This window comes from Gemella parahaemolysans (genome assembly GCF_053758945.1).
Genome location: NZ_JBSMTP010000005.1, coordinates 80513 through 105413 on the forward strand (window position 1 = coordinate 80513; position 24901 = coordinate 105413).

Annotated in this window: 22 protein-coding genes; 10 read left to right on the forward strand and 12 right to left on the reverse strand. The window is 29.3% G+C overall.

The annotated features are described in order from the left end of the window. Positions 1-250: 250 nt before the first annotated feature. From ACWOBP_RS04765 to tpx, 8 genes are all read right to left on the reverse strand, one after another. Positions 251-1306 (reverse strand): YSIRK-type signal peptide-containing protein, encoded by a 1056-nt coding sequence (locus ACWOBP_RS04765; RefSeq protein ID WP_455337698.1) that lies wholly within the window; start codon positions 1304-1306, stop codon positions 251-253. A 130-nt stretch (positions 1307-1436) separates the two neighbouring features. Beyond that, positions 1437-2645: a sodium/glutamate symporter gene (gene gltS, locus ACWOBP_RS04770; protein WP_455337699.1), complete on the reverse strand. Its 1209-nt coding sequence runs from the start codon at positions 2643-2645 to the stop codon at positions 1437-1439. Positions 2646-2858: 213 nt separating this feature from the next. Beyond that, positions 2859-3470 (reverse strand): NUDIX domain-containing protein, encoded by a 612-nt coding sequence (locus ACWOBP_RS04775; protein WP_455337700.1) that lies wholly within the window; start codon positions 3468-3470, stop codon positions 2859-2861. A gap of 18 nt (positions 3471-3488) precedes the next feature. Beyond that, positions 3489-4439: a DNA-binding protein WhiA gene (gene whiA, locus ACWOBP_RS04780; protein WP_455337701.1), complete on the reverse strand. Its 951-nt coding sequence runs from the start codon at positions 4437-4439 to the stop codon at positions 3489-3491. A gap of 108 nt (positions 4440-4547) precedes the next feature. Further along, the gene (locus ACWOBP_RS04785; RefSeq protein WP_455337702.1) at positions 4548-5978 is read right to left on the reverse strand and encodes an ATP-binding cassette domain-containing protein; all 1431 of its coding nucleotides are present in this window, start codon (positions 5976-5978) and stop codon (positions 4548-4550) included. Positions 5979-5982: 4 nt separating this feature from the next. Then, a complete protein-coding gene (locus ACWOBP_RS04790) occupies positions 5983-6672 on the reverse strand; it encodes an energy-coupling factor transporter transmembrane component T (protein ID WP_455337703.1) in 690 nt (229 codons plus the stop codon). A gap of 2 nt (positions 6673-6674) precedes the next feature. Beyond that, on the reverse strand, positions 6675-7295 hold the full coding sequence (locus ACWOBP_RS04795; RefSeq protein ID WP_455337704.1) for an MptD family putative ECF transporter S component: 621 nt from the start codon (positions 7293-7295) through the stop codon (positions 6675-6677). Positions 7296-7306: 11 nt separating this feature from the next. After that, on the reverse strand, positions 7307-7804 hold the full coding sequence (gene tpx, locus ACWOBP_RS04800) for a thiol peroxidase (RefSeq protein WP_455337705.1): 498 nt from the start codon (positions 7802-7804) through the stop codon (positions 7307-7309). Positions 7805-7981: 177 nt separating this feature from the next. On the opposite strand from tpx, the gene ACWOBP_RS04805 reads away from it, so the two are divergent. Further along, a complete protein-coding gene (locus tag ACWOBP_RS04805; RefSeq protein ID WP_455337706.1) occupies positions 7982-9841 on the forward strand; it encodes a DUF5776 domain-containing protein in 1860 nt (619 codons plus the stop codon). Between the two features lie 113 nt (positions 9842-9954). On the opposite strand, the gene metG is transcribed toward ACWOBP_RS04805, so the two are convergent. Continuing rightward, a complete protein-coding gene (gene metG, locus ACWOBP_RS04810; protein WP_455337707.1) occupies positions 9955-11955 on the reverse strand; it encodes a methionine--tRNA ligase in 2001 nt (666 codons plus the stop codon). A gap of 298 nt (positions 11956-12253) precedes the next feature. Then, positions 12254-13480 (reverse strand): peptidase T, encoded by a 1227-nt coding sequence (pepT, locus tag ACWOBP_RS04815; RefSeq protein ID WP_455337708.1) that lies wholly within the window; start codon positions 13478-13480, stop codon positions 12254-12256. A gap of 216 nt (positions 13481-13696) precedes the next feature. Here pepT and ACWOBP_RS04820 point away from each other — a divergent pair, with 216 nt between their 5' ends. Continuing rightward, complete coding sequence (locus ACWOBP_RS04820) at positions 13697-14197, forward strand: acyl-CoA thioesterase (protein ID WP_455337709.1); 501 nt, start codon at positions 13697-13699, stop codon at positions 14195-14197. Between the two features lie 41 nt (positions 14198-14238). On the opposite strand, the gene ACWOBP_RS04825 is transcribed toward ACWOBP_RS04820, so the two are convergent. Then, on the reverse strand, positions 14239-15960 hold the full coding sequence (locus ACWOBP_RS04825) for a phospho-sugar mutase (RefSeq protein WP_455337710.1): 1722 nt from the start codon (positions 15958-15960) through the stop codon (positions 14239-14241). A 26-nt stretch (positions 15961-15986) separates the two neighbouring features. Continuing rightward, on the reverse strand, positions 15987-16697 hold the full coding sequence (gene deoD / locus ACWOBP_RS04830) for a purine-nucleoside phosphorylase (protein WP_314549170.1): 711 nt from the start codon (positions 16695-16697) through the stop codon (positions 15987-15989). A 391-nt stretch (positions 16698-17088) separates the two neighbouring features. On the opposite strand from deoD, the gene mbhE reads away from it, so the two are divergent. The 8 genes from mbhE to glmM all read left to right on the forward strand — a co-directional run bounded on the left by mbhE (position 17089) and on the right by glmM (position 24393). Then, entirely contained in the window at positions 17089-19455 is a 2367-nt protein-coding gene (gene mbhE / locus ACWOBP_RS04835) for a hydrogen gas-evolving membrane-bound hydrogenase subunit E (protein WP_455337711.1), read from the forward strand. Continuing rightward, complete coding sequence (locus ACWOBP_RS04840; RefSeq protein ID WP_304096307.1) at positions 19445-19870, forward strand: MnhB domain-containing protein; 426 nt, start codon at positions 19445-19447, stop codon at positions 19868-19870. The genes mbhE and ACWOBP_RS04840 overlap by 11 nt, the downstream gene beginning before the upstream one ends. Continuing rightward, a complete protein-coding gene (locus ACWOBP_RS04845; RefSeq protein WP_455337712.1) occupies positions 19870-20229 on the forward strand; it encodes a sodium:proton antiporter in 360 nt (119 codons plus the stop codon). Before ACWOBP_RS04840 ends, ACWOBP_RS04845 begins: the two co-directional genes overlap by 1 nt. Further along, the gene (locus tag ACWOBP_RS04850; protein ID WP_455337713.1) at positions 20222-21703 is read left to right on the forward strand and encodes a proton-conducting transporter transmembrane domain-containing protein; all 1482 of its coding nucleotides are present in this window, start codon (positions 20222-20224) and stop codon (positions 21701-21703) included. The genes ACWOBP_RS04845 and ACWOBP_RS04850 overlap by 8 nt, the downstream gene beginning before the upstream one ends. Before the next feature lie 2 nt (positions 21704-21705). Next, positions 21706-22203, forward strand: coding sequence for a Na+/H+ antiporter subunit E (locus ACWOBP_RS04855; RefSeq protein ID WP_455337714.1), 498 nt, complete (start codon positions 21706-21708; stop codon positions 22201-22203). Then, complete coding sequence (locus ACWOBP_RS04860; protein ID WP_448913008.1) at positions 22196-22486, forward strand: monovalent cation/H+ antiporter complex subunit F; 291 nt, start codon at positions 22196-22198, stop codon at positions 22484-22486. Before ACWOBP_RS04855 ends, ACWOBP_RS04860 begins: the two co-directional genes overlap by 8 nt. Continuing rightward, positions 22473-22841, forward strand: a complete 369-nt coding sequence (locus tag ACWOBP_RS04865; protein WP_455337715.1) for a cation:proton antiporter — start codon at positions 22473-22475, stop codon at positions 22839-22841. The genes ACWOBP_RS04860 and ACWOBP_RS04865 overlap by 14 nt, the downstream gene beginning before the upstream one ends. A gap of 208 nt (positions 22842-23049) precedes the next feature. Further along, the gene (gene glmM / locus ACWOBP_RS04870) at positions 23050-24393 is read left to right on the forward strand and encodes a phosphoglucosamine mutase (RefSeq protein WP_455337716.1); all 1344 of its coding nucleotides are present in this window, start codon (positions 23050-23052) and stop codon (positions 24391-24393) included. Positions 24394-24901 lie beyond the last annotated feature (508 nt).

The window sequence follows — 24901 nt, forward strand, 5'->3', positions numbered from 1 at the left end:
CCTTAACACTTATTCGTAATAGTTACGATTTATTCTACCACATTAATTGATGGTTGTAAATAGGTATCTTTACGATTTAAAGTAGTTGAATTTAATTAAACTTCACTATTCGCATCTATTTTTATTATTCATACACTGAAATTTCATTGATAATATTTACTAATAATAAACATATCAATTTAACTTAAAACATAAAAATGGATACCATCTGTATACTCCAGTATGATATCCATATGTTATTTATATTCAATTAGTTATAGTAATTTTTCTTTTTTCGTATAATAATGGCTTCGATTAATAAAAAGAATCCTATAAAGATAAATGAGTTTACGGCTATACCAGTCTTAGGTAGTATTTTTATCTGTTTAATACTATTAGTCTTAGGTAATTCATCATCTTCTTTTTCTTTATTTTCTTTTTTTTCTGGGATTACTATTTGAGCTCTTTCTTCTAAATCTTTCGCTCCTATTTTTATTCGTTCTACTATAGTAAACTTACTGAAATGATTTATATTAAATTTTAACTCGCCTACATTGTATCTGCTATTTACCTTTTCAAGATTATTTCCATCAGCTATATGATAAACTTCTAGTTCAGAATTATCTTTTTTTACAACTGCGACTGCCACAGTTCTTTCTATATTAATATCAACTTTTTTGTAATCTTTCTCGAAATGAATCTCAAATATCTCAATTATATTATAATCACTACCTAGTTTATGCTTAATTGTCTCGTTTAAATGATTATCATTTATTGGTTCTATATACAACTTCTCAACAGAGATACTCCCTCTTTTAAAAGAAACCTTGATTTCACGACCAGATAAATTTCCGACTAATATATCATTTTTAATTTCCTCTTTAGAATCTGTTTCTAAAGAATTAATAGCCGATTCTTTTATTGGCTTTTCTATTGATTTGTCAAGTGACTGTTCTGTTGGTTTTTCTGTTGTTTTTTCTGCTAGTCTATCAAATAATCTATCAGAAGGTTTTTCTGCTGATTTAGTCTCTGTTTTTTCTATTGTCTTTTCTGACAACTTCTCTGATGTTTTTTCTATTGATTTATAGGATGATTTATCTTCTGATTTTACAGGTTGTTCTCCTATAGGTTCTTCTATTACATTTCCTGATAGATTTGGCTTAACATCCGGTATAACTCCATTTTTACCAATAATAACTTTACTACTAGTTGATATATTAGAATTTGTTGCAGCGTTTACCGTGCCAATTTTCCAAACATTTAAACTAATAATAATACTAGCAATACCAGCAGAAACTTTTCTTATAGAATACTTCCTATTCTTCACTTTTTTCTCCTTATCTCAAATAATCTATTACATGGTTAAAACTATCTTTACTATTATATTATACATTAAAATATTCATCAAGCAGTTTCAAAAAAAGCTTGATTAAGATACTTAATCAAGCAAAAATCTTCTATCTCGACAAGAACGAGAAGAATCCACTTATTATCGCTACATTAAAGAAATCTATAAACAATGCACCGACTATAGGCATCACAAAGAATGCTATATGTGAGTGTTTATATTTATCACAAACACTTTGCATGTTTGCAATACCATTCGGAGTTGCTCCAAGCCCAAAACCTACATGCCCTGCAGATAATACTGCCGCATCATAATTTCTACCCATAAATCTAAATGTTACAAAGTAGATAAATACCCATGCTAAAAGCGCTTGTACAAGTAATAATACTGCCAATTGGCCTGCTACACTACTTAATTCCCATAATCTTAAACTAATCATTGCCATTCCTAAGAACAGGTTTAACGAAACATCTTCTAAAATATGTACTTCTTCATAGTGCAAATCAAACTTAGTTGTATTATCAGATATATTTCTTAAAACAGCCGCAACAATCATTGGTCCTATGTAATTTGGAAAATTTAGAAACTGATTTAAAAATGTAGAAACATAACTACCAATAAACATCGATAATAAAATTAAAAAGAATGCTTTAGCAAAATTCTCCCCATCAAGTTTTCTTACATCGTTATTAAAAAGAAACTCATCATTTTTTACTTTTTCATTATCTACTTTCTCTGCTACAACCTCTAGTTTCTTTCCTTTAATTAGTCTATTTGCTAATGGACCACCTAGACTAGAGCCTGCAATAAGCCCAAAAGTAGCTGCTGCAATGGCAACACTCTTAGCCCCTGTGTGCCCTAATTCTTCTACTATAGGTGCCATCGCTGCTGCAGTACCATGTCCACCTGTCATAGCAGTTGAACCAGTTAGTAATGCGATTAGCGGATCTACACCTGTTAAATACCCAACTCCTACAGCTACAACATTCTGTAGTATCACTAACATTACAGCCATAATAAGGAACATAACTACCTTTTTCCCACCAACTTTTAATAATCTCCAACTCGCATTGAAACCAATACTTGTAAAGAATAATGTCATAAAGAAACTTTGTAACGTATTATCAAATTCGAAGATAACTAAATTAGTTTTTCTTAAAATTAAATTAATTATAGCAAATAAGAAACCTCCAACAACGGGAGAAGGAATACAATAAGTCTCAAAAAACTTAATCTTTTTCCTTAATAATCTTCCTAGAATTAATATAATAACAGCCAATCCGACCGTTTGAATCATATCCATTTTAATATTAAACATATTATCATCCTTTCTTATTTTATATTAATTTTTTAAACAGAATAATACTGTTTAGTATTAACTATTAATTACTACTATGTTTTAAATTTCATAATTTAATATTACATTTAAGTAATATTTTTTTCAATATTATGTAAGATTTTATAACGTCATATAATTAATATTACTAATTTAACGAATAAAGATGAACCTATAAAAGTTCATCTTTATTTATTAAAAAATTGGTTTTAAAAATTCTGACCAAGTCTCATAATTTTCTTCTGCTTTGGCCTCTTCTCCTGTCATCCATTTTATAACAAGAGTATCATCTTCCTTAACTTCTACACGTTGTTTATCTACTTTACACTCATAAACAACGCCTACATGGACTTGCCCAACTTCTGTCTTATCATCATTTATTAGACCAATAAAATGTAGGTTATTTAAAGCTTCTTCTTCTGAAACTCCAACTTCCTCATTTAATTCACGTGCGGCATTAATTTTTAACATTTCAAAAATTGTTTTTCCTTCAACTTCATTCATATGTCCACCAATACCAACAGATGCTTTCCCGTGCAGTCTCGCTTCTCCTCCACCAACTAAACGTTTGTAAACTAGTACCTCGCCTGTGGCTTCATCTTTAAGTAGAACATAACCAATCAATTGCTTATAATTAGGGTCTTCTTCCATATCACCACGACGTTTTACTTCATATGATTCAAATGTATCAATAATTTTCTTAGTTTTCTCATCATTTTTTTCTATAAATCCATAGAAATGATTTTCTTCATTATTAAATAATTCTTTTCTATTAACTACTAGTATTTGTTCATCCCACTTACTCATTGTTCTTCCTCACTTCTTTTATTTTACTTGATAAGTACCTTCTTTTAATTCCTTAGCTATCTTAGCAATCTTTCTGAATCTGTGATTTAAACCAGATTTTGATAATTTCCCATCCTCAATCATTTCCGCTATTTCTTTTAACGGATATTCTGGATACTTAAGTCTTGCTTCTGCAACAACTCTAAGTTTCTCATCAATATTATCAAGTCCGATTCTTTCCTCTATTATGTTAATATCCTCAACCTGTTTTGCTGAAGCATTGACAGTTTTATTCATATTGGCCATATCACAGTTTTGCATTCTGTTTACAGAATTATTAATATCCCTAACAATTCTTTCATCTTCAAATTGGAATAACGCTTGAAACGCTCCAACAAGATTAATAAACTCAGCTATTTTCTCAGACTCCTTAATATAAACTATGAAACCTTTTTTTCTTTCAAGGCTTCTAGCATTCAATTTATAACTATTTAAAAGCTCATTTAATTCCTTATTATGTTCTTCGTAAGAAGAGAATATTTCCATATGATAACTAGAAGTACGAGGGTTATTAATAGATCCTCCAGCTAAAAATGCACCACGAAGATAAGCTCTTTTTTTCTCATCTGTATCTATTAACTCATCTGCTATATCTATTCTCATAGTATAGTTATCATTTAATATATACAAATCAGTCAAAATTTCTTTGACATTTTGATCTAAACGACAAATATATACATTATTCTTCTTTAACTTTAATTTTTTTCTAACAGAAATATTTACATGAACATCATAGAAAAATTTTATTAATGAAAACATTCTTCGCGCTATAGAGGCATTTTCTGTTTGAAAACTTAAACTTAACCTACCGTTTGATATATTTAATACACCATTCATCTTTATTAAAGCTGATAACTCTGATAAAAATTCTCTATCTTTTGTTATTTCTATTAAAGTTAATTCTTTCTTCATATCTGAAGCGTATGACATAAGTTCCCTCCTTATCCTAATTATTTTTTATAACTTATATATTTTATCATGATACCTACAATTTAACAACTTTTTTGAGTTAAGAAATGAGTTAATATACAATGTACATTAACTCATTAATTCTAATATTCTATTTTTATTTTCTTCATTAACTTCGATACGCTCTTTTATACCTTCTTTATCAAAATAAAGAACTTCATCTGAAATCTGACATAAAAATTCATAATCATGAGTAATTATAAATATCACAACATCATTCTTAGCTATTTGTTCTATTAAACGACTTAACTCTATCATATTAACATAATCTAAACCACTTGTAGGTTCATCAAAAATTAATATCTTTTTATTAGATAGTAGTGCTGATGCAATAGCTACCCTCTGCTTTTCACCACCAGAAAGAGTATTCGGATGTCTATCTAGAAATTTTCTAATGTTTAATCTATCGACAACTTCATCAAATAACAATATATTATCACTACCAAGTTTTATTTCTTTTTCTACCTGATTAGTAAACAATTGATAGTTAACATCTTGCATTACTTGAAATGCATTTTTTATTAAACCTTTATTATTTAGATATTTTTCATCTAATTTAATTTTATGTTTTGATTTATGTAGACCGCATAGAGCATTAGCAAAAGTTGTTTTCCCACAACCATTATCACCAATAATAGTATAGATTTTTGAAGTTGAGAAACTTTCACTTTGGAGTTCAACTTTCCTATCGTGAACTTTATATTCAAGTCTTTCGATATTTAAAAAGTTTTCTTTAAAATTTCTATTCTCTTTATTACCTAGCTCCACTTTAGATAAATCAATTTGTCTTGTGTGGCAAGCTCTACTGTCAAAATCTGATAGCTGTTCTTTAGTAACTTCATGAATTAATTTGCCGTCTTTAATAATATACATTCTGTCAATTAAATCTTTTAGATAATATATTCTATGTTCAGCAACAACTATAGTTTTACCTTTTTTCTTCAATGTTTCGATTATTGATGAAATAAGCTGTATCGACTTCAAATCTAGGTTACTAGTTATCTCATCTAGAACATATACATCAGCATCTAACATCATACTAGCCATAAAAGCTAATTTTTGTTTTTCTCCACCACTTAGTTCTAAGACATTTCTTTCCAACAGATATTCTGCAGAAAATTCTGATATCACTTCATCAATTCTACTTTGTATCTCTGATTTAGAATAACCATAATTTTCCATACTAAAGGCAAGTTCACTCGTAGAATCAAGATTGAAAAACTGATTTTTAGGGTTTTGAAAAACACTTCCTACTACTTTTGAAAAATCTTTTAATTTGTCTCCAATATTAAGGTGAGCTACTTTTAATTCACCACTGTATCCACCATCAAAAAATTCTGGAGCTAATCCATTTAAAACCCTTAATATTGTAGTCTTTCCACAACCGCTTGCCCCAGTAAAAAGAACACATTCACCTTTTTTTATATTAAGTGATAAATCTTCAATATTTAATTTTTGTGATTCAATATATTTATAATTAAAATTTTTAAATGTTATCAATTTATCACCTCATATACATAATATAACAAAAAGCAACTGCTACAATTATCATTACTAAATAATCAATCTTTCTAAATTTCAATTCAATATAACTACTCGGTATTTCTTCATTATCAATACCTCGACATAAGCATGAGACTGAAAGCTCATTTGCTATATTGGTACTAATTATTACATAAGGAACAAAAATATACTCAAAAAATTTAAATGGATGAAGTAAGTAGTACCCTCTACTTACTCCAATCCCCTTCATTCTTAATGAATTTTTTATTAATTTATAGTCTGTCAGTAATACTGGGAAAAATCTGTATAATACTGCCAACACTATTATCATTTTCTTTGGTAATTTTATGTTCCTTAAAAAACATATTAATTCGGAAACCTTAGAACTACTCACTAAGGCCATCCCGGCACATAAAGGAAAATATAATGTTTTGAACATTAAAGCAGTAAGCAATAAGAAACTATCTATTACTTGCAGAGTAACAGTATGCGCAAAGAATACCTCATAAGCAGTAAAGAAAAGATATATCCCAAAAAATCTCGACATTCTAATATAATTAGAACTTACTCCTAAGTATATAGAAAAGCAAAGTGCAACTATCAGATGCATGCTTACAGACATCATTTTAAACATTAATATGTTGGCAATTACTAAAATAAAGATTTTCGTTCTGATATCTAATTTATACATTACTACAGCCCTGCTTTATTAAAGTTTTTGAAATAAAGTTTTCTTCCTAAGTATGTACCAACTATTGAAAATATTACAGTGAACACAACAATAAAGACAAAAGTCTTCATATCAGTTGAACTCATCACTAGATTAATTTTTTCTTCTGAATAATTTCTATTTTGAAGATGTTTAACATATGAATCTTTCATAAAGAACATTGGTAAAATAAGACCAATATTTCCTAGATTAAAGAATAAATATGATAAATATTCATTTCCATATCTAAAAGCAATTTCTGCTAAAACTGCTGCAAAGATTAATACTATTCCACCCACTACCGAGTGACCAGAAACAGTCATAAAAATACCAATTATCGCAATCATAATAAATATAGCCATATTTTTATTAATTTTGTTAAAAATTAAACTATATACACTACCGCACACTAATGCAGCTGTTATTGAAGTGTATGTTGCAAAATAAACTTTACCTCCAAATATAACAGATGTCAAAAGTGTTGAAATTCCAATTCCAACTGCCATTACAAGAATTAATAAAATTGTATATAAACCTAATGTAATTAAATCTTTAATCTGTAAATTTTTATTTTCTTCTTTATTAATATATTTTAATTCTGTCATCTATTACCCCTCTATAGTTTTTTAAGAGCATCTAGAGCAGCCGTATAATTCGGTTCTTCTCCGATTTCTTCTAATACTTCTTTATAGCGGATAACTCCGTTTCCATCAAGAACAAACACAGAACGTGTTAATAATCCTAATTCTTCAACTAAAAGACCATTGTTGTTCTCAAAATCACGATATTTATAGTCCGATACAGTAATTGCATTGTTTATTTCTTTATCAGCACAGAATCTGCCTAAAGCAAACGGTAAATCTTTTGAAACTGTTATTACTACAGTATCTGGCAAATCATGAACTTCTCTATTAAAATTAATTGTTTGTAAAGCACAAACACCTGTATCTACAGAAGGAAAAGTATTAACAATAATTTTTTTTCCTTTATAATCTTCTAATTCAAATTCTGATAATGTTTTTGTTACTGCTCTAAAATTAGGAAACACCTCTCCAACATTTAACTTATCCTCAATTGTAACTGGAGTTCCTTTAAAGCTAATTGTTTTTTTCATAATTATAACCTCTTTATTAAATTTATTGATAAAACTATCTACAATTAATGATAACATATTTCAATTAGAGATAAAAGTTTTTTATATAAATTACGAGGATTTTAAGTGTTTTTTATATAAACATATTATAATTTTATGATATAATAGGAATTAATAGTGTGTGAAAGGATTTTTTTTATGTCAAAAGAACTAAAAGAAAAAGTAGTTGAAAATAATACTACAGATTCGACTAAAAAAAAGGATAGTACATCATCTTTTTTGGGTCGACTAAAAAAACAAGTAAAAACTTTTAATTTTAAAAATAATGAATCTACAACTTCTAATAATAATAATAATAATAATAATAATCTTGATGAATCCGCTTTAGAAAAAGAACTTCGAGAAAAAGAAAAAGAAGTAAAATTAAAAGAAAAAGAATTAAAACAACGAGCTCTTGAATTAGAAAATGCCAAAAAGAAATTTGAAGAACAACAACGTAAAATAGAAGAAGAACGAAAAAAAAATGAGCTTGCACGCGCTGAAAGAGAACGTATTGAAAAAGAACGTATTGCTCGTGAAAAAGAGTTAGAACGCCAACGTATTGAAAGAGAAAAAGCCGAACAACGTGAAAAAGAACGCATAGAAAAAGAGCGTATTGCTCGCGAGAAAGAACTTGAACGTCAACGAATCGAAAAAGAACAAGCTGAAAGAAGAAAAAGAGAATATAGAAGAAAAGAAAAAGAATTCCAAATATTAGAAGATAAAAAGAAAATAGAGTTATTACAAAAAGAAAATGAAATGAGAGAACACGAAAATATTCTACTTTCATTACAAACAACATTAATTTCTTTAGAAGATAAAATCGAAGAAAAAAAATTAACTATTACAACTCTTAAAAATAGAAAAGCAGATAAAGAAAAAATAACTTTAGAAGAGAAAAGACTAGATAGTTTAGTATCTCAAAAGCAAATTATACAAAAAGATATAACCTCTGAGAAAAAAATCATTGAAAAAATTCAAAAAAATCTTGAAATTGAATATAAACTAGATGGTCTAAAAAAAGAAATACACAGTATAAAAAAAGAAGTAATAAATGAAGATGAAACTGTATTTAAAGTTAAATACATCGATAATAATGTAAAAAATATCTTCATAGTATCTCTAATATATATTAAAACCTTTATTTCTAAAAAAATTTTTAGAAGTAAAATTGAAAATTACGATCAAATTAAAAAAGTATCTAAAAATATTAAAGTAAGGATTGCTACATCAGTTATATTAGCAATAATACTATCTCTTTGTTTCCTAGTTACTCTTAAGTTCATTTCTTCTGCTAAAGAGCATTATGTAAGTTTCGGAGAAACCAATACTACTGCTGTCGATACTACTGAAGAAATGAAGAAACAAAAAGAAGCTGAAGAAAAAGCCAAAATTTTAGAAGCACAAGAAAAAGCTGAAGCTGCTCGCATCGATTCTGATGCACAAGATGAAGAAATCACTGCGAAACTTGCCGGTACTTTCACATCATATTCATTTGATGTAGATCGTCAAGTTACAGTAAATAAAAAAATTCACGCTTTCAAATCTGCTAGTTGGGCGGATCAAGGTGAAGTTATTGAAGCAGGAACTAAACTTACTGTAAATAAAATTGTATCTCCCGCTGGATATTTAATGTACCAAATCTCATCAGGAAATCTACAAGGTCAATTTATTACAGCTAATGAAAAATTTGTATCAGTTGATTCTAAAAATGATCAACTCGAAAACTTTATTTCTCGTCCAGTAGCAATTAAATTTTTAGCTACACAAAATGTATATTCAGATGAAGCTACTAGCAAAGTTAGAGTTACCTTTGGTAATGGTGCACAACTTAATATTAATGGTATCGGAATTAATAACAACAGATTAATTTATTATGTATCTGATGGATCATTTGTACCTGTTAATCCTGTTCGTGTAATTGAAGTCAATAGAGAAACGCCTAAGACTAAAAACATAGACAGTAATGATAATAAAAACGCCTCTAATTCTCAAAACAACCAAAAAACAACAAGATAATTAATTTAATCCACCTGAGGAAATTCCCAGGTGGATTATTTCACACACTTAAATGGCTCTTTGTCAAATTTCGCAAAAAAAGAATGCAGTTTTCACTACATTCTCTTTTTTTATTATCTAATTTCTGCTCCATTAGGAATTTCAGCATTGATTTCTACTACTCGTAAAATACCATCTTTTTCTGCTGATAAAATCATCCCTTCACTTAATTCACCACATAATTTAACTGGTTTTAAGTTAGCTACTACAGCTACTTTTTTACCAACTAATTCTGCTGGATCATAATATTTAGCAATACCAGAAACTATTTGTCTTTGGTGATTTCCTAAATCAAGTTTAAATTTTAATAATTTTGAACTTTTCTTAACTTTTTCACATTCTAATACTTCTGCTACTCTTAACGAAGTTTCAAAGAATTTATCTATCGTGATTTCTTCTGCAAGTTCTACATAAGTATCTTCTTTTTCTTCTTTTGATTCTGTTTCTAAGTTCTCAAGTGCCTTAGGTGACATTTGTTCTTTAATGTACTCTACTTCTACTTCTTTATCAAATCTTGGGAAAATTGGAGTTGGTTTTTCTACAACTTTTACAGTTCCGTCAAATACACCAAATATTTTAGCAGATTCGAACACTAGCAAGTCTTCTCTAATTCCTAATTGTTTAGCAATTTCTACTGGTGCTTTTGTTAAAGCTGGTGCTATTAAAATTGTAGCTATACGAAGACTTTCCGCTAAGTAGTTCATAACCTTATCTAATTCAGGTTGATTTGCTTCATCTTTTGCTAAAATCCAAGGTGTAGTTTGATCAATATATTTGTTAGTTCTAGAAATAAATTTCCACACTGATTCTAAAGCTTTAGAAAACTGCATATTTTCCATATACTCTTCATATTCTGCAATAACTTCTTTTGATAAAGCTATTAATTCTTTATCAAATTCTGTAGTTGGTTCAACAAATTTTGGAATTACTCCACCACAGTACTTATTAATCATAGAAATAGTTCTATTTAATAAGTTTCCTAAGTCATTTGATAAATCTGAATTGATTCTATCGATAAAACTTTCTGGTGTGAAAATTCCGTCTTGTCCAAATGGTACTTCGCGTAATAGGTAATAACGTGCAGAATCTAATCCGTAACGCTCTATTAACATATAAGGATCTACTACGTTACCTTTAGATTTACTCATTTTACCATCTTTCATTAATAACCAACCGTGAGCGAAAATTTTCTTAGGTAGTGGTAAATCTAATGCCATAAGAAGTATTGGCCAATAAATAACGTGGAAACGTACGATTTCTTTCCCTACCACTTGCACATCAGCTGGCCAATATTTATTGAATAACTCTTCACTCTCACCAGTTGCATACCCTAGCGCAGTAATGTAGTTAACTAAAGCATCAATCCAAACATATACAACGTGTTTTGGATTAGATTTTACTTTTACTCCCCAATCGAAAGTTGTACGAGTAACAGCTAAGTCCTCTAATCCTGGCTTAATGAAGTTATTAAGCATTTCATTTTTTCTGCTTTCAGGTAAAATGAATTCTGGGTGTTCATCATAGTACTTAACTAATCTGTCAGCATATTTACTCATTTTGAAGAAGTAACATTCTTCACTAACTAATTTAACTTCATTTCCACTTGGAGCAATTCCCCCAATCATATTTCCTTCTTCATCTCTGAAAACTTCTTGAAGTTGAGTTTCTGTAAAATATTCTTCATCACTAATAGAATACCAACCCTTATATTCTCCAAGGTAAATATCTCCTTTTTCAACTAATTTATCAAAAATTTCAGCAACTGCTTTTTCATGATAATCATCTGTTGTACGAATAAATTTGCTATAGTTAATATCCATAGCTTCCCATAATTTCTTAATGTCCTTAATCATTTCATCAACATAAGCTTGTTCTGAAATACCTCTTTCTTGAGCCTTTTGTTGAATTTTTTGACCATGTTCATCTGTACCTGTTAAAAAGTATGTATCATATCCACTTAATTTTTTATATCTTGTTAAAGCGTCACACGCTACTGTTGTATACGCATGCCCTATGTGTAAGTTACCACTTGGGTAATAAATAGGAGTTGTAACATAAAATGTTTTTTTTGTCATCTTACAACCATCCTCACTTTCATTTCAATTTTTTAGTTAATATACATTACTATTGTATCATATATTTAAGGCTCTTGCATGATTTTTTATCATTTTTTTTTAATTTCAAAATTTTTTCATAAAAAAAGATACAACTCTTTTATAGTTCAAAATCTATATTTGAAAAACAATAGCCGTATCTTTTATTTAATCTTTTTCCTAACAATATTAAGTTTAAATTATAGCTTAATATTAAAGTTAGATTTTTTAAGTTATCCTCTTATAGAGTACTATCTTTCACACCATGGTGTGATTTTCTCTACTTTTTTGCTAGTTTTGCAATTTCCACTATAGTATCAGCAGCTTTTTCCATGTGTTCTAAACAGCTAAACTCATATTGTCCATGGAAATTCTCCCCACCAACAAAAATATTTGGTGTTGGAATTCCCATATATGAAATTTTAGAACCATCTGTCCCACCTCGAATTGGAATAATAATAGGTGTTACCCCCACATTTTTAATAGCTTGCTCTGCTACATCAACACAACGCTTATCTTTTTTGATTACATCTCCCATATTATAATATTGATCAAATAAATCATACTCAACAACATTACCATATTTTTCGTTAATCTTAGCAGCTACTTCTTCAGCAAATTTCTTACGAGCTTCAAATTTTTCTTTATCATGATCTCGAATTATATAAACCATCTCTGCTTCTTCAATTCTAGCTTGCATATTATGTAATAAATAAAATCCTTCATATCCTTCTGTATGCTCAGGAACTTCTTTTTCTGGGAATAACGAAGCTAATTCTGCTGCAATCGTATTTGCATTTTTCATTTTACCTTTTGCAGTACCAGGATGAACACTTATACCTGTAATTTTATAAATAATTTGTGCAGCATTAAAGCTTTCATATTCTAGTTCACCAAGAACTCCACCATCCATAGTGAACGCATAATCTGCTGCAAATCCTTTAGCATCAAAATGATCAGCTCCACGACCTATTTCTTCATCAGGACCAAATGCAATGCGAATATCACCATGTTCAATTTCTGGATGTTCACTTAAATACTTAATAGCTTCCACTATTTCAGTAATTCCAGCTTTATCGTCTGCACCTAGTAAAGTTGTACCATCTGTAGTAATTAATGTTAAACCTTTATAGTTGCTTAAATTAGGAAACTCCGCTTTACTCATTACAATATCTAATTCTTTATTTAAAACGATGTCCTCACCATCATAATTTTCAATTACCTGTGGATTAATACCCTCAACATTAAAATCTGCAGTATCAACATGAGAAATAAACCCTATCTTATCATACGCTTTATCCGTATTTGCAGGCAAGGTTGCTGTTAAAAACCAATTATCTTCATTTAATTCAATGTCACTAAGATTCAATTCCTCTAATTGCCCTTTTAGCATGCGTAAAAAATCTTTTTGCTCTGCAGTAGATGGAATCGTCGTACTAGCAGCATCAGATCTAGTTTTAAAGTTTACATATCCTAAGAAACGTTCTAACATAGTTTCATATTTCATTATTCTTCACCTCATTTGTATTTTCTTTTATTATAATATAATTTTCATCAAAATGTAAAGGTTATAAAAATCATATTTAAAAAACAACATTCTTAAATAACTTTGTTTAAAATAATAAATGATACTTAATATATTCATCTATTTGTGATACAATTACATATGTATTCTAATTTCATATTAGATATTAGTAAAATAAATTTTAAGGAGAACTTTTTCATGCAAGAAGTTATGAATTATAAAGATACTAGAATTGAAAATTTCCACACTATTTATCCAAACCACATGAACAGACATGATACATTATTCGGTGGACAAACCCTATATTGGCTTGACGATGTTCAAGGTTTAGTAATTCGTAGATATACACACCTTCCATTCTTTACTGCAAGTATTGATACTTACCAATTTTTAGATGTAGTACATAGACATGAAGCACTAATAATCGATAGTTATATTTCAAGAGTTGGTACTAGAAGTGTTGAAATTTTTGCTGAGTTAAGTGCCTTCAATCATGAAACTAGACACACTCGTTTAGTTGGGATTTGTTTCTCAACATTCGCAATAAACAGAGATACAGTTCTTGAAAAGCCTTTACCAAAAGTTGAATACACAGATGAAATTTCAAAATTTGTAAGCTCTTCTTATGCAGACAGACAAAGCGGTAAACTATCAGCTCGTGAATTCTGTAAAGAGTATCTAAAATATTATAAAAAATAAAAAGGAAGTGCGATCTTTCTCACTTCCTTTTTTTTATTTTGTTAGTCGATTGAATAAAGTAATTCTAATACTTTTTCTTCAAACTTAACTAATTTTTCTTCTGCAACTTTCTTATCTGCATCTTTAACATAGATATAAAGTTTTACTTTTGGTTCTGTTCCACTTGGACGTAAAGTATACCAAGATTCATCTGAATAACTGAATTTTACAGCATCAGTTTTTTCAATTTCAATAGCTTTTTCTTCACCTGTAGCTACTGTTTTCTCTTTTTGAACTAAGTAGTCAGTAATTGCCACTACTTCACTTCCTGCAATTTCACGAGCAAAGATTTCACGATATTTTTCCATCATACGTTTAATTCTTTGAGCACCTGCTGCTCCTTCTAGTACGATAGAGATAGTTTTATCTAGATAGTAGCCATATTTTTCATAGAACCCATCAAGTACATCTACTAATGTCTTACCTTGTGTTTTGTAGAATGCTGCAGCTTCTACTAATAACATAGCGATAGTTACACCATCTTTATCACGTAGGAATGTACCAACGTTGTATCCAATACTTTCTTCATATCCCATTACATAGTTTTTCTCACCTGTAATATCCCATTCATTTGGTAATGCACAGATGTTTTTGAATCCAGTAAGAACATCAATCACTTCTACTCCGTATTCTTTACAAAGTGGTTCTACCATTTTAGATGTTACGATAGATTTAACTAATACTGGGTTTTCTGGTAGTTTATTTTGTTTAGCAAGATTTTCAATAACATATTGAACTAATACTGCACCAGCTTGGTTACCATTAAGAGAAACTACTTCTCCATTATGAATTACTTCTACAGCAAGACGGTCACAGTCAGGGTCAGTTGCAATGATTACATCAGCATTAACTTCTTTAGCTAATTTTTCACCGTATTCGAATGCTGCAGTATCCTCTGGGTTTGGATATTCAATTGTTGGGAATGTTCCATCAGGATCTTTTTGTTCTTCAACAACATGAACATTTTTGAATCCACGACGTGCAAGAACTGTTGTTACAGCTTTATATCCCGCACCGTTAAGTGGTGTATATACTACAGAAATATCTTTATCAATGTTTTCATCGTTAATAGCACAATTTAAAGATTCTTTATAGAATTCTTCATCAATTTCTTCTCCAATATATACTAATAACCCTTTTTCTTTAGCTTCTTCTTCTGTTAAAGTAACATAGTTATCGAAGATATCCATTGAGTTAATATACTCTAAAACTTTATCACTTATATCAGATTTAATTTGAGATCCTTCTTGCCAATAAACTTTATATCCATTGTATTCTTTAGGATTGTGACTTGCTGTAATGTTAATACCACTAGCTGTTCCTAAATAACGAACTGCAAATGATAATTCTGGAGTTGGACGTAAGTCCTCAAATAAATATGCCTTAACTCCATTACTAGCCATTACTAATGCTGCTAATTTTGCAAATTCTTTTGAGAAAAGACGTGGGTCGTGAGCAATAGCAATACCTTTTTCTTGTAATCCATTGTCGATAATAGTTTGTGCTAGTGCTTTTGTAGCACGAGCAATAATGAATCTATTCATTCTATTAGAACCCATTCCTACTTTACCACGTAATCCTGCAGTTCCAAATTCTAATTCTTTATAAAATCTATCTTCTTTTTCAACTTCATCATTAGCTACATTTTTTAATTGAAGTTTTTCTTCTTCTGTTAAAGCTGAGCTATTTAACCATTTTTCATATAATTCTTGATAGTTACTCATATTATATTACCTCTAAATTCCTAATTTTATGCTAAACCTAAAGCAATTTCCATCATTTTCGTAAATGCTGTTTGTCTTTCTTCTGGAGTAGTTTCTTCTCCAGTTACTAATGAATCACTTACTGTTAAAATTGTTAAAGCATTAACACCTGCAGCAGTTGCATTTGCATAAAGTGCTGTACTTTCCATTTCAACAGCTAATACTCCCATTTTAATCCAGTTTTCCATAGCTTTTTCATCAGCATTATAGAAAATTTCACTACATAAAATATTTCCAACGTGTACTGCTTGACCCATTTCTTGAGCTCTGTTGTAAGCTTTTAATAATAAATCAAATGAAGCTGTTAAGCTGTAATTTCCTGGAATATTATATTGGTGCATGTAGTTTGAGTTTGTAGAAGATCCCATCCCTAAAATTACATCATATAATTTTACTTCTGGTTGTAGCGCTCCACATGTTCCAATTCTAATTAAATTCTTAACCCCAAAAGTGTGGATTAATTCGTAAGAATAAATACCGATACTAGCTGGTCCCATACCTGTTCCCATTACAGAAATCTTTTTACCTTTATATGTTCCAGTATATCCTAGCATACCACGCACTTCATTAAAACAAACTGCATCTTCTAAAAATGTTTCTGCAATAAATTTCGCTCTTAAAGGATCTCCTGGTAAAAGAATCGTTTCAGCGATTTCTACTCCATTTGGTTTAATATGTGGTGTTTGTTTATGTGACATCAGTTAGTCCCCCTGTAAATATATTAATAACTTTATTATACCTTTTTTTCTCACCTTAAACAAGAGATATTAAAAAAATAATTATCTATATTTTCTATTAAATATTCTGAAAATAATAAGTTTATTTTATCGTTACAAGTCACATTTTAAGCAACATTACTCATCTCCACTATATTTTGACCTCCAAAATAATAGAATTATATTAATTATTTTTAGAAAATAATTAATACTTTATTTTATCGTTTTCATAACTTTTTATAATATTTCTTTATCTTATTAACCATATTTTATTGAAAAATAATTATATAAAAATTGAATATTAATAGTATTTTAAGCTATTTTGTTATATAATTAGTGTTATAAAAAAAATAAATTAGAAAGAGGTTTTTTTATGTTACAATTAGCTGTCTTTTTACCAGTAATTGCGATGTTTTTCGTACCTTTTTTAAGGAAAAACTTCAAAACCATCCATACTGGAAAATTTATTATAGTTGTACCATTAATACTGTTTGGGTATTTTATTTCAAATCTTAAGTATATCTATTCAGGTGGAACAATCTATAAGAAACTAGCATTTGTTCCTAACGTAGGACTTGATATCAACCTAAATCTTGATGGTTTATCACTTCTATTCTCATTACTAATTACAGGAATTGGTACTCTAGTAATACTATATTCATGTTACTATATGAGTATTACAGATGAAAAATTACATAAATTTTACATATTTTTACTAATATTCATGTCTGCCATGTTAGGCGTGGTTTTATCTGACAACATGCTTAGTATGTACATGTTCTGGGAGATGACATCTGTTTCTTCTTTCCTATTAATTAGTTATTGGCACGAAAATGATGCATCTAGAAAAGGTGCTCTAAAATCATTGATTATTACTGTCTTTGGTGGAGTCCTAATGCTAGCAGGAATTTTCGTTTTAAATAATATTACTGGAAGTTTTAATGTTAGTGAAATTATAGAATTTACTAAAAATCATGGATATAACAATAAGTATGTAATAGCGATGATTCTTATAATATTCGGTGCTTTTACAAAATCAGCACAGTTTCCATTCCATATTTGGTTACCTGATGCGATGGCTGCACCTACACCAATCAGTAGTTACCTTCACTCAGCTACAATGGTTAAAGCCGGAATCTATCTATTACTAAGAATTGGAATTGTATTCTCATTTACTTCTTCATTTGGTAATATTCTTATCATTTTTGGGACTATTACTATGTTAATAGGTTCTATTTCTGCAATATTTCTAAAAGATTTAAAAGGAATTCTTGCATATTCAACTATTAGTCAACTTGGTATGATGACTCTTATGATAGGTATAGCTAACCTTGGCCTATACAACGATAATCACTACGTTTATACATTCGCATTCTATGCAGTATGTTTCCATATTATTAACCATGCAGCATTTAAAGCAAGTTTATTTATGATTACTGGTATTATCGATCATTCATTCCATTCACGTGATATTGAAAAACTTCGTGGTATTAAAAGATATATGCCACTTAGCTTTATATTAAGTATTATCGCTGGGTTCTCTATGGCAGGAATCCCGCCTTTAAGTGGATTCTACTCAAAAGAATATTTCTTAACGGTAGTTTATGGATTAACGCAATCAAGCATGCTATATATAGTTATCGTAATAGCTGTAGTTATTGGAGCTTTAGGAACTGCTATTTATTCATTAATATTAGCATTCAAACCATTCTTAGGTAAATTCGACAATTCTATAATGGGGACTAAGAAATTACATCTTCCAAGTAATGGTATCTTTATATCCCCAATAATACTTGTAGTCTTTGTGATTATTAACACTTTTATAAAAGATTACATAGTTATTCCAGCTCAACAAGCTGCCCTTGCTACAAAAATAACTAATAACGAAGTAATATCTCATGTTCATCATAATAGTTTCTTCTCAAGTGAACTTCTTACTTCTATTGTTGTTATTATTACAAGTTTTGCAATCTACAAATTGTATGCTAATGGAAATGGAATTTATAGTATAAACCCTGCTATTATTTCTATTCACGGAGCATATAATAACTTAGGTAACTTATTACACAAAGTAAGTGGTACACTCCATGATACATTTGTTACAAACCAACTTAGAAGAAATATGAGTTATATCTTTGTAGTGTTATCAGCAACTATTATTGGTGGTTACTTTGCAATTGGTAGACCTATGTTGATTAATAACTTCTCAACAATTCACTACATGAATATTTTCATAGGACTATGTATAGTCGTGTGCTGTGTCGCTCTAACTACAGTCTATAATAGACTAGTGCTTATTATCCTTTCTTCTGGAATTGGATTTATGATGACTGCTCTATATGTTACATTTAGAGCACCAGACTTAGCAATGACACAATTTGTAATTGAATCAATTTCTACTATTATTTTCTTAATAGCATTCATTCTATTAACTGATAAAACAAAACAAGTAGAAAAACAAAGTTTTAAATTTACTAATGCAATAATTGCAACACTAACTGGTATTAGTTTTACAATCGTAGGATTAGTAGCATATGCATATAAAAATCCATCAGAAATTAGTCAATTCTATTTTGATAATGTTGTCGCATCTGGTGGTGGAAACATAGTAAATGTTATTATCGTAGATTTTAGGGGATTTGATACCCTATTTGAAATCACCGTTATGACAATGGTAGCATTAATCATCTATGCTATGTTTAAAATAATTAAACGAGGAGGACCAAAAGATGAAAACTAATGATGTAATTTTAAAATCATTATCTGCTATTATTTCAGGATGTATATTTTTACTTTCTCTTAGTTTGTACTTTGGTGGTCACTTCCTTCCTGGTGGTGGTTTCGTTGGAGGACTTCTTTGTACAATGGCATTAGCTCTGGCAATGTTTACATATGGAATAGATAGAGTCAATAAACTACTTCCTATTAATTATGTATATGTAACTGCTATTGGATTACTTTTTTCCATTGGTACGGCATTTAGTGGTGTTGTAGTCGGAAAGAATTTCTTCAAACATCATTTCACTCACATTCACGTTCCAATAATGGGAGAAATGGAATTACACACAGCTGCAATATTCGACTTAGGTGTATATTTTGTAGTTGTTGGAGTTCTTATGTCAGTAATTTTAGCTTTCGGAAAGGATGGTAAATAATGGAATTTTATATGATTATCTTATGTGGTATTCTTGTTGGTTTTGGTGTTTACCTAATGCTTTCTAAGAGTATGATGCGAATAATAATTGGAGTTGGTCTTTTTGGACACGCTGCTAACCTAATTATTCTTATCGCAGGTGGTTTATATGATGGAGATATTCCTATTATTTCAGAATTAGGAAAGAATTATATAGACCCTATTCCAGCAGCACTTATTCTTACTGCCATCGTTATCGGGTTCGCAGTAACTTGTCTTTTAATTTCAATCTACATTGCTAACTACAAATTAAAAGGAAGCGATAATGTAATTGATCTTGAAGATGTAAAAAACATGAAGGAGGAAAGAAATAATGCATAGTAATTTACCTGTTATACCAATATTTATCCCCCTTCTATTCGCAGCAATAACGGTATTATTTAGAAAAAGAATAGCATTACAACGTTTATTAACAACATTCGCTACATTACTAGTCTTAGCATTTTCTATATTAAATATCTATATGGTAAATAAACACCAAATACTAATATTAGAAATGGGGAACTGGGCTAGTCCATTTGGTATTACTTTAACATTAGACGGACTTAATAGTGTTCTAGTTACAACATCTTCAGTTGTATTTCTTGCAACATTAATATATTCATTTAAAACTATTGATAAAGTTAGAGAACTTAGTTTCTTCTATCCAGGATTTTTATTAATTATGGTTGGAATAAACGGTGCTTTCACTACAGGTGATATATTTAACCTTTTCGTTTTCTATGAAATCTTACTTATGTCATCTTACTTACTGCTATTAGTAGGTATTAATAAAGAACAACTTAAATCTTCTATTAGTTATGTACTAATGAATGTATTTGCTGGTAGCTTATTTGTTATTAGTATTGGATATCTTTACACAATTGTTGGTAGCTTAAATATGGCATACATATCTCAAACAATCTCATCGATGGCTGATCGTCGTGGATTATACCTTGTTGGAGCTGTAATGATATTTGTATTCTGTATGAAGGGTGCTCTATTCCCATTATTCACATGGATGAATAGATCATACGCAGCACCACCAATTGCAATTTCTATTATCTTCGGAGCATTGCTAACAAAAGTTGGTCTTTACTCAATAATTAGAACGTATGGATTATTCTATTACGAATCAAACTTCATCAAGTCTTATATATTAATACTTGGAGCAGTCTCAATTATAGCCGGTTGTATCGGAGCTATAAATCAAAAAGATTTAAAACAAATAGTAATTTTTAATATCGTAATTTCTCTTGGAGTTATGGTATGTGGAACTGCAACACTGAATACTTTCGGTGTTAAAGGTGCTTTATTATATGCAGTAAACGACATATTATTAAAAGCTGCATTATTCATAGTTGTTGGATTAATAATTTACGTTAGTGGAGTTAAATATATCCAAAAATGTGGTTTAATCAATAAATACCCTCTTCTTGGTTGGATATATTTCATTATAGTTCTTTCATTAGCAGGGGTTCCACCATTCAGTGGATTCTATGGTAAAGCACTAATAATTAAAGGTTTAGTTACAAATAATAATACATTTATTGCTATATTAGTAGCATTATCTGGATTGGTTGTATTTTACTCTTTAATTAGAATATTCTTAAATGTATTCTACGATAATATCAATAAGAGTTTAATTTTAAAACCTCTTCCAAAAGGTGTTCAAATCCCTCTTATCGCTATCATAGCAATAGCACTTATTATCGGAGTAAGCACTAATCTATTAGATGGTTTTTTCGATAAAGGGATACAAATGGTACTTAATCCACAACACTATATTGACTTAGTACTTAAGAAAGGAGCATAATTATGGCACTACAATTTTTAATTAATATATTAGTTGGTGTAATATGGATGTTCTTTTCAGGAAGTTATAATTCTGAATATTTTGCAGTAGGTTTTTTCTGGGGAATGGTTCTTCTATTCATCTTCAGAAAAACATTCATTAAAAATATTTTAGGAGAACAACTATACTACATTTATGTTTACAAATGGATAAAATTAATCTTAATGTTCTTGTTTGAATTATTAAAAGCAGATATAAATGTTTTAAAATTAATGTTCAAAAAAGATCTTGATGTTAACCCTGTTATTTTTGAATATCCTTTAGAAGTAACAAAAAATTGGCAAATTACACTACTTGCCAATATGATAACTTTAACACCAGGTACACTTACAGTCAATGTTGGTCATGATAATAAAACACTTCATATTCATTGCCTTGATACTAATGATATTCCTGGTGAGATTGAAGGTATAAAAAATAGTTTTGAAAAAGCAATACTGGAGGTTGATTTAAATGGATAAAGTATTAGACTATTCAATTTTACTAGGTATATTCGCTAGTATTGCCATGATATTATTCTTATTAATTTATATCGTTAAGAAACCAAGCATATTCGATAAATTAATCGCAAGTGACCTTCTTGCTATGCCGCTAATGTGCTTAATAGTTTTAGTTAGTATGTACTACAAAACTTTCTCTTATATATCACTTATACTTATTATAGCTATTATATGTTTAGTGGGTACAGTCGTTACCGCTAGATTCTTAGCTAAAAAGGAGGTCTTTAGTGATGATACTAAATAGTATTTTAGACATTATTATTATACTTCTAATTTTAATCGCAGTAATAGCAATGCTATCAACGGTAATTGGCTTCATTAGATTACCTGATGAAATGACAAAAATACATGCCGCTGGAGTTACAGGATCTTTCGCTGTTGAGTTAATTCTTATAGCTGGACTTATCTATTTTTATAGATACTTAAATGTTTTTGAATTTAAATTCTTATTAGCAATAGTATTCTTATTTCTAGCAGCTCCTGTTTCTGCTCATATGATTTCTATAAGCGCTATTATATATAATAAAAAAGTATATTCTAAAAATAATAAGGATGAAGCTAAAAAAGTACTAGACGATATTAAAAAACTAAATAAATAAACTAAAAGAGGAATGTTTTTTATAAACCATTCCTCTTTTAGTTTTTATAGAGTTAAATATACTCACTCATTTAATTTTTGAAGATTTAAAATAAAGATGCTAACTTCCACAAAACACTTTCATAATTGACTAATACCCCTAGACCTTGACTTATTTTGTTTTATATAGTAATATTCATATAGATTATAAAACAAGGAGTCATTTTTTTATGAGAAAATATTTTGGAACTGACGGTATTCGTGGTATTGCAGGAGAATCACTAACAGCCGATTTGAGTTTTAAAGTAGGTAAAGCTCTTGGTAAGTTACTAACTGAAAAAAAAGAGCATCCAAAAGTAGTAATTGGTAGAGATACTAGAATTTCATGCGACATGATTGAACACGCACTAACAGCAGGTCTTACTAGTACTGGTGTTAACGTAATGACAGTTGGTACTATACCTACTCCTGCAATTGCTTATCTAACAAAAACAATCGAAACTGATAGCGGAATTATGATTTCTGCTTCGCACAATCCTTATCAAGATAATGGAATTAAAATTTTTGGTCCCGATGGTTTCAAACTTACAGATGAACAAGAATTAGAAATTGAATCGCTAATTGATAACCCAGATCAAATTAAAAAAGCAAGTTTTGAAAAAATTGGAAAATTATATAGTGGTAGCGAATTAAGTCAAAAATATGTTCAACATATTAAACAATCAATTTCTGGAGATTTATCTGGTATAAAGATTGCTTTAGATTGTGCAAATGGAGCTACTACTGGTGTTGCACCTTACATCTTCGGTGACTTAGAAGCTGATATTGAAACTATCGGTTGTCAACCAAACGGTATCAATATCAACGACAATGTTGGATCTACAAAAATTGATACAATATCTGCATTTGTAAAAGAAAATAACGTTGATGTAGGATTTGCCTTTGATGGAGATGGTGATAGAGTTTTAGCCGTGGATGCTAGAGGAAATATTGTAGATGGTGATAAAATCATGTTCATTCTTGCTAAACATCTTAAAGAACAAGATGAATTAAAAGATAACATGGTAGTTTCTACAGTTATGAGTAATATTGGTTTCTATAAAGCTATTGAGGAAAATGGTCTTCAATCAGTTAAAACAGCTGTTGGAGATAGGTATGTTGTAGAAGAAATGAGAAAAAATGATTATTCACTGGGTGGTGAACAGTCAGGACATATAGTATTAATGAACTATGCCACTACTGGAGATGGTATTCTAACAGCTGTTAAACTTGCTAATATTATAAAATCTACAGGAAAATCTCTTGAGGAATTAGCATCAGAAGTTAGTATCTATCCACAAAAATTAGTAAATATCAAAGTAGTAGATAAAAAAGCTGCTATGGAAGATTCTGAAATTTTGGCAGAATGTGAAAAAGTTGAAAAAGAACTTGAAGGTAACGGTCGTATTTTACTACGTGCTTCTGGTACAGAAAATCTTATTCGTGTTATGGTAGAAGCAAGCAGTGATGAACTTACAGATAAATACTGTGAACAAGTTGCTAAAATCGTCCGAGAAAAATTTGAAGTGAAATAAATTTCTATAGAATTTTATGTACCCCTTTTACTGATTTGTTCAGTAAAAGGGGTATCAATATACTATATAGTTTTAAATTTACAGAAGATTATTCATACTCTTCAGTTCCACTAGACAATGCAATTCGCACTGATTAAAAGAATTACTTATCATTCGAAATATATATAATACTGTAGATTAATATTATTATATTACTCAAAAATAAAACCCTCTACATAATATAAAATTACGTCCCATTTTCTAAACTTATTATATTATATGTGTTCTAAATTTTGAAGTCACATAATATTTTCCTCTATTCCCTTCATTTATTATACGATCTCTTTTTATCTCCTTTTAATTCTCTATAATATAAACAATTAAATCAACAAAATATATTTTTGAAATTATAATCTTAATTTAAATATACCATCTATTCTTAAACATTTTTTCATATTCATATTATATATATATATAATTACATACTTAATATTACATTAATTTTTTCTTTATTAAATATTAATAGATC